At 64.0% G+C, this 11,967-nt stretch carries 9 protein-coding genes; 6 read left to right on the top strand and 3 right to left on the bottom strand.

Translation table 11 applies throughout. The features are described 5' to 3' along the window. Positions 1–93: 93 nt before the first annotated feature. Both GQO94_RS05545 and GQO94_RS05550 read left to right on the top strand, forming a co-directional pair. Positions 94–1,980 carry an ABC-F family ATP-binding cassette domain-containing protein gene (locus GQO94_RS05545; RefSeq protein WP_156840161.1) on the top strand — a complete coding sequence of 629 codons (1,887 nt, stop codon included), beginning with the start codon at positions 94–96 and terminating at the stop codon, positions 1,978–1,980. Positions 1,981–1,993: 13 nt separating this feature from the next. Continuing rightward, positions 1,994–2,254: a hypothetical protein gene (locus tag GQO94_RS05550; RefSeq protein WP_156840162.1), complete on the top strand. Its 261-nt coding sequence runs from the start codon at positions 1,994–1,996 to the stop codon at positions 2,252–2,254. A gap of 10 nt (positions 2,255–2,264) precedes the next feature. On the opposite strand, the gene GQO94_RS05555 is transcribed toward GQO94_RS05550, so the two are convergent. Next, positions 2,265–4,223, bottom strand: a complete 1,959-nt coding sequence (locus GQO94_RS05555) for a hypothetical protein (protein WP_156840163.1) — start codon at positions 4,221–4,223, stop codon at positions 2,265–2,267. A gap of 173 nt (positions 4,224–4,396) precedes the next feature. On the opposite strand from GQO94_RS05555, the gene GQO94_RS05560 reads away from it, so the two are divergent. Next, positions 4,397–5,884 carry a hypothetical protein gene (locus GQO94_RS05560; RefSeq protein WP_156840164.1) on the top strand — a complete coding sequence of 496 codons (1,488 nt, stop codon included), beginning with the start codon at positions 4,397–4,399 and terminating at the stop codon, positions 5,882–5,884. Here the strand turns inward: GQO94_RS05560 and GQO94_RS05565 are convergent. Beyond that, complete coding sequence (locus tag GQO94_RS05565; protein ID WP_156840165.1) at positions 5,819–7,438, bottom strand: hypothetical protein; 1,620 nt, start codon at positions 7,436–7,438, stop codon at positions 5,819–5,821. The two genes, GQO94_RS05560 and GQO94_RS05565, sit on opposite strands and share 66 nt — an antisense overlap. Before the next feature lie 141 nt (positions 7,439–7,579). Beyond that, positions 7,580–8,590, bottom strand: coding sequence for a glycosyltransferase family 2 protein (locus GQO94_RS05570; protein ID WP_156840166.1), 1,011 nt, complete (start codon positions 8,588–8,590; stop codon positions 7,580–7,582). A gap of 249 nt (positions 8,591–8,839) precedes the next feature. Between GQO94_RS05570 and GQO94_RS05575 the strand changes: the two genes are divergently transcribed. The 3 genes from GQO94_RS05575 to GQO94_RS05585 all read left to right on the top strand — a co-directional run. Next, positions 8,840–10,021, top strand: coding sequence for a TonB-dependent receptor (locus GQO94_RS05575; protein WP_156840167.1), 1,182 nt, complete (start codon positions 8,840–8,842; stop codon positions 10,019–10,021). Positions 10,022–10,139: 118 nt separating this feature from the next. Next, the gene (gene istA / locus GQO94_RS05580; protein ID WP_156840168.1) at positions 10,140–11,636 is read left to right on the top strand and encodes an IS21 family transposase; all 1,497 of its coding nucleotides are present in this window, start codon (positions 10,140–10,142) and stop codon (positions 11,634–11,636) included. Then, positions 11,633–11,967 (top strand): ATP-binding protein (locus GQO94_RS05585; protein WP_198045825.1); only part of this gene is annotated, 335 nt, incomplete at its 3' end. The genes istA and GQO94_RS05585, both read left to right, overlap by 4 nt.

Raw genomic sequence — 11,967 nt, forward strand, 5'->3', positions numbered from 1 at the left:
ACGGCGTATCCGCCCTCGCCCCGGTCAAATTTGCAGGCGCGTTGGCCGATTGCGCGATTGTCAGCCTACCGGGCTCCGCGCTAGGCGCGCACGATGCTCAACCTCAACGACATAGTCGTTCGCCTCGGCGGACGCACGATCCTCGACGGAGCGACCGCCAGCTTGCCGCCGCGCGGCCGGATTGGCCTGGTCGGACGGAACGGCGCGGGCAAGTCCACGCTCGTGCGCGTGATCGCCGGGATGCTGGAGGCCGATGGCGGCACGGTCGGAATGCCGCGCGGCAGCCGCCTCGGCTACATCGCGCAGGAAGCACCGGGCGGCGAGGCGACGCCGTTCGAGACCGTGCTTTCGGCCGATGCCGAACGCGTTACCCTGCTCGAGCAAAGCGAAACCTGCACGGAGCCGCACCGGCTGGCAGAGATTCACGAGCGGCTGATCGCGATCGATGCTTACTCGGCTCCGGCGCGGGCCGCCCGCATCCTCAACGGGTTGGGTTTCGACGAAGAAGCGCAACATCGCTCGCTCGAGAGCTTTTCGGGCGGATGGCGCATGCGCGTCGCGCTCGCCTCGCTGCTGTTTTCGGCGCCCGATCTGCTGCTGCTCGACGAACCGTCGAACCACCTCGATCTCGAAGCCGTGCTGTGGCTGGAGGATTTCCTCAAGTCCTATCCGGCGACGATCCTGCTGGTCAGCCATGAGCGGGATTTCCTCAACAACGTCGTCGATCACATCCTGCATCTTTCTGGGGGCAAGCTGACGATCTACCCCGGCGGTTACGACGCCTTCGAGCGCCAGCGCGCCGAGCGACACGCGCAGATCGAGTCCGCCCGCGCCAAGCAGAAGGCGCAGCGCGAACGGCTGCAGGACTACGTCGCTCGCAATTCCGCGCGCGCCTCCACGGCCAAACAGGCGCAATCGCGCGCCAAGGCGCTGGCCAAATTGCAGCCGATCGCGGAACAGATCGACGATCCGTCGCTCAGCTTCGACTTCCCCAGCCCGGACGAGTTGCGCCCGCCGCTGATCACACTGAACCAGGCCAGCGTGGGTTATGGCGACAAACCCGTCCTCAGCCGCCTCAACTTCAGAGTCGATGCCGACGAGCGCATCGCGCTGTTGGGGCGCAACGGCAACGGCAAGACCACGCTCGCGCGCCTGCTGGCAGGGCAGCTCGATGCGATGGACGGCGAAATCAACGCCTCCACCAAGATGCGCGTGGGCTATTTCACGCAGTACCAGGTGGAGGAACTCGATCGGTCGGAAACCCCGCTCCAGCACATGACGCAGCAGATGGAAGGCGCCAGCCCCGCGCATGTGAGAGCCCAGCTCGGCCGCTTCGGTTTCTCCGGCCCCAAGGCCACCACCGAAGTCGGCAAGCTGTCCGGCGGTGAGCGAGCCCGGCTGGCACTGGCGCTGATCACGCGCAATGCGCCGCATATCCTGATCCTCGACGAGCCGACCAACCACCTCGACATCGATGCCCGCGAAGCGCTGATCCACGCGCTGAATGCCTATGCCGGGGCAGTCCTGATCATCAGCCACGACCGGCACATGCTGGAGATGACCGCGGACCGGCTCATCCTCGTCGATCAGGGCACGGCAGACGAATTCGACGGTTCGATCGACGACTATATCGCTTTCGTGCTGACGAAAGATCCGGCGAAAAGCACGTCCGAGACTGGAGACGGCGGCACCAAAGGCGGCAACCGCAAGGATCAGCGCCGCGCCGCGGCCGCGGCACGCGAACAAAGCACGTCCTTGCGCAAGCGCGCCAGGAAGGCCGAAAGCGACATCGAAAAGCTCGGCACGGCGATCAGTGCGATCGACCGCGCCATGTTCGATCCGTCTTCCGCGGAGGCATCGCTCGCAAAGCTGACGATGACCGACTTGATGAAGCGCCGGGCCGACCTGCAAAAGCAACTCGAGACGGCCGAGGCAGTGTGGCTGGAAACCAGCGAGGCGCTTGAGAACAGCGGCGTCTGACAGGAGCGAAGTGATGGAACTCGACGATCAGATGCGCCGCTATTTCGGCACCACCGAGCTGGCATCCCTTCCCCAAGGCGCGCTCGAGGCGGGTCTCGAACGCATGGCGGTCGACTTCGGGCTCGAGACCGACCGCGGCCGCCGCTTCGCGCTGTGGACGCTGATGTTCATGCTGGGCAACGCGCCCGATCTCGATGTCGCCTTCAAGGACCCGCGCGATCGCGACGCCGCGCGGGATTTCATGGACCTGATGGATCGGGGCCTCGCAGGCTGACGCCCCTCCCTTAAGGTGTGCGGTCCAGCGGCAGAATACAGACCACGCCATCGAACCTGCGGCAATTACCTCCCATGCGCGTCCAGATCGGATCGTGGCGAGTGACGACAAGATGCGTCGCCCCCGCTCGGGCGACATCCGCGATCGGGCGTTCACCCGCGAACGCTTCGCCGATTCGATTGACGCGCCGCGCGACGTCGTCCCGGCTGCCCCCGAACAGGTTCGCCTGCCGATCGGCGACGACGATCCTGTGGTTAGAATAGAGCCCGAAGTCATAAGCGCGCATCCCGACCGCGGGATTGTGCTGCAGGACCGCATCTGCGGGCAAGGTAGCGTTGGCCCAGTCGTAGGCCTGGCGCATGGCCAGATCGACTTCGGGATCGGGATTGATCTCCGGGTGCGCCGTGCGGAAGAATGGGGGACGGATGAACCGGGCGGCGGCGAGGTCGTAAAGCGGGACCATCAGGCCGAGTACGGCGGCGACAGTGAGCGTGCGGCGCAAGGCGCGGCCGGCGGGCAGCTTTTGGACAGCGCAGATCGTCCAGATCATCGCAGGCATTTGCGCGAACCAGGCGACCCGCCAGCCGAAATCGTTGTTGATGATTGTGGAATGCACGAAGAAATTGAGCACCAGAGCCCCGATGGCTCCGCTCAGCAGCAGCCGGGCCAAGCGACTTTCCCGATCGAAGCCGGGGCTGCGGTGAAACAACCAGGCGCCCAGCGCGAAAACGCCGAACTCGATCCCCCAGACAAGCGGTGCGAGCGCGAGCGCCAGAAGCGCAACCACCGGCATCGGCAATGCGGACAACAACACCGGATACGATCGCGCCGGCTCACGCACGCCTAGACCGAGCGGCGCCTGGTCCACCGCCCGGCCACCAAGCAGATCGTAAAACTGCGGCAGCGACAGCAGCAGCGCCACGGCCCCGGCCCCGGCCAGCCCGGCAATCCACCGCGCGCTGAGGCGGGACAGCGGCAGCAGGCTGGCAGCCAGGACGAACACCGCGCCGATCGTCACCCAGATCGATAGGCCGAACGCCGCCGCGAAAGCCACGCCGGCCGCTGCAATCAGGACCAGCCGCTCGCGCCCTTGCGATGCCAGTTCGGCTCGTCCGAGCATCACGATCGCGAGGTACACGGCAATCACCGCGCTCAGATGGTGCGGCACCCATGCGGCGGTGGTGGGGACGAAGCTGATTTCATCGTCCCACCATTCGATGTTTGGCTCGAGGATGCCGAACACCGAAAACCGGAACAGCAGCCCGATGAGATCGAGCCCTCCAAGCATCGCGGCGACCCCGCACAGCAGCCAGAGCCGCGTATCGCTGACGCGCTGCCAGCCCAATTCGCGGATCAGACCATAGAGAAACAGGGGAAACACTCCTCCGGTCCAGAACGCGCCCGCGACGAACGCCATGCGCGGATCGACGAGCCCACCGGAAATGCGATACGCCATCGCCGGAGCGTCGTAGAAATAGTGATAGTAACCGGCGGTCCCTTCGCGCAGGAAAAAGGGATCGTGCATCGGCAAGCCGTGCTGCGCAATCTCACGGACCACGGCGGCATGCTTGACCAGATCGAGGATAGCCAGCGACTGATGGAGCCCGCCCCCGGCATCGACATCGACGTAGAAGGCGGCGCAGAACAACCACCAACCCGCCATGAAACCCGCCATCAGTCGGTTCGGAAGCCAGAGTTTTCCCTTCGAGCAGACCATGGCGGCAATGGCGATGCCGGCCACCACGAAAGATGTCGGCTCGAGACCGATCAGTCGGATCCCCAGGACGATGAGGACGGGCATCGCGATCAGCCCAAGAATGGGAGACCAGCCCTTCCATGTGCGGTCGTCGGCCGGAGGACAAAACCGGTCGAGCAGATCTGCGATCAGGGTCCCTGGAACGATGAGAATGACAAAGAGAATGATCGTGCCAAGCGCCAGGCCAGCCAGATCCTGCAACATGTATGTCATCGCGCGCCCCCCTTGACCCCAGGTTCCCTTAGAAGCTGTCGGAATTTACTTCGAGAGCGAATAATCGGATTTCCTCCGAGGACTCCTTGAGCTTGTGGGCGCCCGGCACAGTCTGCTCGACACGCGCCCTTGCTGGCGTTAGCCGAGCGCAAAGGGGGGATTGCGTGGGTCTAATGGACGCGAGCAAGAGCAAGCGCTGGACGGGGATGGGCAGCGTTGTCGCACTATTCGCGATCCACGCGCTCGGCTTCGTCCTCGTTCGCTCCGGCGCTTTCAATCACGACCTCGCCTTCGTCGTCGTGGGCGGGCAGAAGCTGCTCGTGGGCGGCCAGTTCGGCGTGGACGTGACCGATCCCAATCCGCCGCTCGCCTGGTGGCTCGCGACAGCCTTCCTCGCTATCGGAAACGCCCTGCGGCTTGCTCCGCAAACATCCGCCACGGTTTTTACGCTCGCCCTCTCCTTCGGTGCGTGCCTGTTCATTGCCCGTGCCGCCGGGACCAGGCACGCGATCGCGGCAGCGATCGTCCTGCTCGCGTTGCCCGGCTATGATTTCGGGCAGCGCGAGCACTGGCTGGCGATCCTGGCACTGCCATGGCTTCTGGCCGCCGCCGATTGGCGCGACCGGCGGAAGCTGGGCCGTGGAATGCGGACGGTGGCGGTGGCGAGCGGCGCGATCGGTTTCTGTCTGAAACCCTATTTCGTTCTGATACCGATCGCGGTCGAATGCTGGTTCCTCGTGCGCCGACGATCGCTGGCTGATGCCCTGCGGCCCGGCAACTTCGGTCTGCTCGCGATCGGCGTGCTTTATGGCCTGAGCGTCTGGGCGCTGGCCCCCGAATACTACACGCGGGTCCTTCCCGATACGCTCGCGATCTATTGGGCTTTCGACGTATCGTTCGCCGAGATCCTGCGCATTCACGCCTTACCTTCGCTGCTGATCGTCGCCGGCGGGGCCATGCTCCTTCGCGCGACGACTTCGGTTCCGCCGCGCGCGCAAGCCCTCGCGGCAGCAACGCTCGGCGCATTATTGGCGGCGGTGCTGCAATTCAAAGGCTGGCAATATCACTTCCTACCGGAACGCGCTTTCGCTGTGATCGGTGCGATCTGGCTGATCATCGACGCGGCTGGGCTCCCCGGCCGCGCAGTGTTCCGCTTCGTTGCGCTGGCGCCGATCCTTTTCGCCGCGCTCGCTCCGACCGTGCAGCGGCGCGGCGAGAGTGCTGGGGCACTGCGCGACGAGCGCGCGCTGGCCGCGACGATCCGGCAATGGTCCCGGCCCGGCGAGGGTGTGTTCGGTTTCATCACCACGCCGCGCGCGGTTCTGCCCGCCGTTTTGCGAACCGATCGGCGCTGGCGGTCCGGCGCGTGTTGCGTCCAATTCGTTCCCGCGCTTGTCCGCGGCGACGAGCGGGGACCTTCGGGCGCAGGAAGGACGCGAGCCGTCGCCACTCGCAAGCTGGACGACCTGATCGCGAACCTCGCGCACGACCCGCCGCGCATCCTTCTGGTGGATGACCGGGACTTCAAACTCGGCTTCGACGCAAAGCCTTTCGACTATGCGCCCTGGCTCCGCAGCGATCCGCGACTGCGCAGACTATTCGCTGCCTATCGCGAGCGGCCGGGCGTTGCGGGGTTCCGGGTTTTCGTGCGCCAGCGATGACGAGGCATCGGTCCGCACGATCACGACCTCGCTGTTCGCGTAAACGCGGGGATACTGCGCGGACGGAAAGCATTTGAGCGCAAATTCTATCCAGATGTAGTCGCGCGCAGGAAAGCGCGATATCGCTCGATGGATGCCATCGCAGCTTGTCGCGGACTTCATCTGCGCGTCGATCGTGACCCACTTGTTGAACTGATCCCCGTTGAGCCACTCGCGCCCCTGCACCGTATTCACCCCGGTCGCACCCGTCAGGAGCGGGAACCACTCCGAGGCTCTGTCGAGGTCCCAGGAATGGGCATTGGCGAGGACGAAGCGCCCGTGGGGCGCGTTGCGAGCGACCCACGCCATCGCTTCCCGCTGCTCGTGTGTCAGCGGCGCGATCGACGTGCCATAGCCGAAGTGGTTGGCCCTGAGCGGCAGGATCAAAAGCACGATCAGCGAGGCGACAAGAATTTTGCGATCGACCGGATTGTCCGAGAACCTTCGCAGCGAGAGCAGCCAGAAGAAGGCCTCGGCGGCCAGAACCGCAAGGATCAAGGCCGCCGGCGTCAGTCCGTGGCGCGGCGTCGCGAGCAGCGTCGCGACCAGCAGCGCGGGCCAGAGCCATTCGCGCTTGCGCAAGGCCAGGACGAGTCCCAGCAAGGCCAGAGGGTTGCTGAGGAAGTGCCGCCCGAGTTTGATCAGAATCTCGAACAGCAGGCCGACTTCGCCTCGGCTCTGCGACGCCGCCCGATAGGGGCCAATCCCATGCACCTCCAGCATCTGGATGACCCAGGGCGCGATTCCCAACGCTGCCAGCGCCCCTACGAACGTGACGTTGAGCACCGACTGGCGCAGGCTGGCCCCGCGAAAGGCATGCCAGACGACGACCGCGACCGCACTGTCCAGCCCGAATTCGGGATGCGACACGATTGCCGCACTCACGGTCAGTCCCGAAGCGGCAAGCAGCAGCAGCCGCCGCATGCGATCGGTTTGGCGCACCGCGCACTCGCTCAGCAGCAAGGTCAGCGCGAAGAACAGGGCGCCCAGCGAGCGGCTGAGCCCACCCCCCATGACCAGCCATTCGAAGGCGCGCGCGTTCGAAAGCAGGAAAAGGAGCGTGAGGCCGACCACGGCCGCGGAGCAGCGCATCCGGTGCAACACCGCGGCAAAGACAAGGACGTACAAGGTGCTGAACAGGATCGGCAGAAACCTGACCACGTCCAGCGGCGCCATCCCCAGCCGCACAAACCCGGCCCCGATCCAGAACGAAAGCGGCGGATACGCGAACGGAATCGCGAGACCGTTGAAATCCACGGTCGCAGGCAATGCCGGGAAGGTTTTCCCGATCGAATTGACGAAGGCGAGAAACAGCGCGCCATCGTTGTAAGGAAAGTCCGCAGAGAACGCGAGCCAGAGCCGGTGGCCCAGCGTCAGCACGATCGCCACTGGCAGGACGTACCGAACCCAGCGCGCAGCACCGGCCTCCGTCTGCTCGATGCTCCCCATAGCTTCTGAGCCCCCCGAACCACCTTCCGCGCCTAGGGGCCTCTCGCCGATCAATATCTCCGCCATGACGTGGACCCTGCGAGGATTTCTCTCGTGAAAGTCATGGAGTTAGAGACCTCGTGGGTAAGCATTGGCGTTCGCCAGTGGTGCCTGGGGCCGCGATGGCGCTCAGGCCTGAGCGCGTGCTCGCCCCTAACCGGGAAGCTTTCAGGCGGCATTGACTCGTTCGGCTATCACCGCGAGCTGATCGGCCACGGGATTTCGCGATGCTTCCGGGTTGTCGAAGCCCAGACGCTCCATCACGAGGAACATGGGCCGCGCCTTCACCTCACTGTATATGCGTCCGATATATTCGCCCATCACGCCCAGGAACAGAAAGTTAAGGCCGGCGATCAGCATCGTCGCGATGAAGCTCAGCGTCCAGCCCGGAACCCAGTTGTCGGTCAGGAGGCGCAAGACCAGGGCGTAGCCGATGGCAGCCACCGAGAGCCCGGAAAAGATGAGCCCTGCGAACGTCACCAGCCGCAGCGGGATCACCGAGAACGAGGTGATGCCGTCCATCGCCAGCGCGAACATCTTGCGCAGGGGATACTTGGTCTCGCCTGCGGCCCGTTCGGCGCGTTCGTAAGGCACGGACGCCTGGCGAAAGCCGACCCAGCTGGTCATCGCGCGTAGCAGGCGGTGCCGCTCGGGCATTGCTTTCATCGCGGCGACGACCCGTCGGTCCATTAGCCGGAAATCGCCGGTATCGAGCGGGATCGGCACTTCCGACAAGCGATTGATGAAGCGATAGAAGGCGCTCGCGGTCCAACGCTTGAAATGGGATTCTCCAGCGCGCTCGGTGCGCTGCGCGTAGACCACGTCGTAGCCTTCGCGCCATTTGGCGACGAGAGCGGCAATCGTTTCGGGAGGGTCCTGCAAGTCCGCATCGATAACGACCACGGCGTCCCCACTCGCGCTGTCGAGCCCGGCGCTCACGGCGATCTGATGGCCGAAATTCCGCGATAGCCGAACGACCCGCACGCTCTCGTCCGCATGGTGTATGTCCGCCAACATCCGTGCGGTGGCGTCGCGGCTCCCGTCATCCACGTAGAGGATCTCGAAATCCCGAGTGATCTTGCGCAGAGCAGCGCACAAGCGCTCATGCGTCAGTCGGATGACCTCCTGCTCGTTATAGCATGGCACAACCACTGACAGCTCTGGTGTTGTATTGGACATCAGGTTCCCCGCGCCAAGTCCTGGCGTTCGCGAGACTGATCAAAGAAGGTTAATTTCCGATTGCCGACCTATCGGAATGCCCGATTTGGCTGAAGAATGGTCCGCGGCGATCGTTTCAATTCCCGCCAGCCCTCGGTGTGTGAACACCTGATCATAGTGGCAGGTCATGTCTGCCCAAGTTGTCGTGCATGATACGCCCAGAATAAATGCGCGGACATAAAGTCCGTGCGACAAATGGGGGAGTATTCCATGAACTTCGCGTATACTCGCGGTGTGTTCGCCGTCGCGCTAGCTTCAAGCGCACTGACCTGCGTCGCAGCTCCTGCCATGGCGCAGGATGCGGATAGCGAGGCGGCCGTCGCCGACTCCGGGGACATCATCGTCACGGCCCGACGCCGCCAGGAAAGCCTTCAGGACACGCCCGTCGCGGTCACCGCGATCAATGCCGCGATGATCGAGACCAAGGCCGCGGTGAACATCGGCGATCTCGCCGGCACCGCGCCTAACCTCATCATTACCAACCAGAATTCCGGCGCAGCGGCGGCAAACCTCTCGATCCGCGGCCTCACGTATGCCGACGTCGAAAAGTCGCAGGAACCCACGGTCGGTGTAGTCGTCGATGGCGTGTTCATCGGCACCAGCACCGGCCAGTTCTTCGACTTCTTCGACATCGAGCAGATTGAGGTCCTTCGCGGTCCGCAAGGCACGCTGTTCGGTCGCAACACCATCGGCGGCGTCATCAACATTCGCCGCACCCGGCCCACCGGAGAATTCGGCGTCAAGGCCGAAGTCTCCTACGGCAAGTACGATTCGCTCGCGACGCGCGCCGTCGTCAATATCCCTGTCGTCCCGGACATCATCGCCGCCAAATTGTTCTACTTCCACAACGAGACCGACGGCTGGTACAAACAGTTCCAGGATGGACGCAGCCGCGGTTTCGGCAACAACGAGAACTTCGGCGGCAGTATACTCGTCACTCCCAATGATTCGCTCGACATCCTGCTCACCGGCGAAAAGCAGGTGCAGAAGGCGGATCCGGTCGTTTCGAACCTGACCAATTCCACCGAACTGTTCTGTGGGTTCATTCCGGCGATCGAATGCAACCGGAACAATCGCGGCGACCTTTATACCGTCTTCGGCGATCCCAACGTGTCCAAATACTCCGCCCCTGCCGTGACCGCAGAAGCCAATCTGCGACTGGGCGGCGTAACGCTGACGTCCGTCACCGGCTACCGCACATCGACGGAATCGCAGACCCAGGATTTCGATGCGTCCTCGGTCGATCTCTACTACGTGCTGCGCGGCCAGGACTACAAGCAGTTCAGCCAGGAGCTGCGCGCCGCCGGCGATCTTGGCTTCGGACTGGATTACGTGGTCGGTGCCTATTATTTCAGCTCGTCCTACGACCTGCTGCAATACACCCGACTGTGAGAACGGCGGTGCAAAATTAGACCACGGTAGCGGCGGCGAAGTGCTGCTGCGGGCGGCGTAAAAGTCGTCCACTTTTTCCCTTTCGCGATGGCGGCGAGGGGGATGAGGGATTTACACCGTGGAACTTTACCTGAGGGTTCGTCTGGCGTGTTCTGAAGGGATGAGCCAGCGCGAGGCAGCGAAGCATTTCAACATATCGCGCGACACGGTTCGCAAGATGCTGTCGTATTCGGTGCCGCCCGGTTACCGTCGCAGCGCCCCGGTGCGGCGACCTAAGCTGGAAGCGTTCATACCGATCATCGATGGCTGGCTGGAAGGGGACCGGTCGGTTCCGCGCAAGCAGCGCCATACGGCAAAGCGTGTGTTCGACCGCCTTCGCGAAGAGCATGGCTTCACCGGCGGCTACACGATCATCAAGGATTACATCCGGGAGCGGGATCAGCGCGGGCGGGAGATGTTCGTGCCGCTTGCGCACGCTCCCGGCCATGCCCAGGCCGATTTTGGCGAGGCGCTGGTCGAGATCGGCGGCGTGGAGCAGAAGGCGCACTTCTTCGTGCTCGATCTGCCGCACAGCGATGCCTGCTATGTGCGCGCCTATCCTGCTGCCGTGGCCGAGGCGTGGATGGACGGCCACGTTCATGCCTTCGCGTTCTTCGGTGCTGTGCCGCTCTCGATCGTCTACGACAATGACCGCTGCCTGGTCTCGAAGATCCTGCCCGACGGCACGAGGCTGCGCGCGAGGTTGTTCAGCGCCTTCCTGTCGCACTACCTGATCCGCGACCGGTATGGTCGCCCCGGCAAGGGGAACGACAAGGGCAGCGTGGAAGGTCTGGTCGGCTATGCCCGCCGCAACTTCATGGTCCCGATCCCGCGGTTCGCGACATGGGACGCGTTCAACCTGTGGCTCGAGGAGCAATGCCGCAAACGGCAGAACGACCGGCTGCGCGGCGAGAGCGAGACGATCGGCGAGAGGCTGCGGCGCGATCTGGCGGCGATGCAGGAGCTGCCGGCGTCGCCGTTCGAGGCCTGTGACCAGACCAGCGGCCAGGTCTCGTCGCAGGCGCTGGTGCGCTACCGGACCAACGATTACTCGGTGCCGGTACGCTTCGGCCATCAGGAGGTGTGGATCCGGGGCTATGTCGGCGAGGTGGTGATCGGCTGCCGGGGCGAGGTCATTGCCCGCCATCCCCGCAGCTACGAGCGCGAGGATGTGATCTTCGATCCTGTCCATTACCTTTCCCTGATCGAACAGAAGATCAATGCCCTCGATCAGGCCGCACCCTTGCAGGGCTGGAACCTGCCCGAGGTGTTTGTGACGCTGCGCCGGTTGATGGAAGCGCGGATGGGCAAGCATGGACGGCGCGAGTATGTGCAGGTGCTGCGCCTGCTGGAAAGCTTCACGCTTGCCGATCTGCATGGCGCAGTGAAGCAGGCCCTCGACATGGGGGCAATCGGCTTCGATGCGGTGAAGCACCTTGTATTGTGCCGGGTTGAACGCCGCCCACCCAGACTGGACATGGCGATCTATCCCTACCTGCCCAGGGCGAGGGTGGAGACGACATCGGCGCGCTCGTACATGCGGCTGTTGTCGAGCGATGCGAAGGATGCGGCATGAGCAGCCCGGCTCCCGAACTGCTGCTCACCAATCACCTCAAGACGCTCAAGCTGCCGACGTTCCTGCGTGAGCATGACAAGCTGGCCCGGCAATGCGCGGCAGAGGGCGTGGATCATGTCCGCTATCTTGCCCGGCTTGTCGAACTGGAACTGATCGACCGGGAACGGCGGATGGTCGAGCGCCGGATCAAGGCCGCGCGGTTCCCGGCGGCCAAGAGCCTCGACAGCTTCGATTTTACCGCCATCCCGAAGCTCAACAAGATGCAGGTGCTCGAACTGGCGCGCTGCCAATGGATCATCCGGCGCGAGAACGTCATCGCCCTTGGTCCCTC

Origin of the sequence: Novosphingobium aquimarinum (assembly GCF_009746585.1) — a bacterium.
Taxonomy (GTDB): Bacteria; Pseudomonadota; Alphaproteobacteria; order Sphingomonadales; family Sphingomonadaceae; genus Novosphingobium; species Novosphingobium aquimarinum.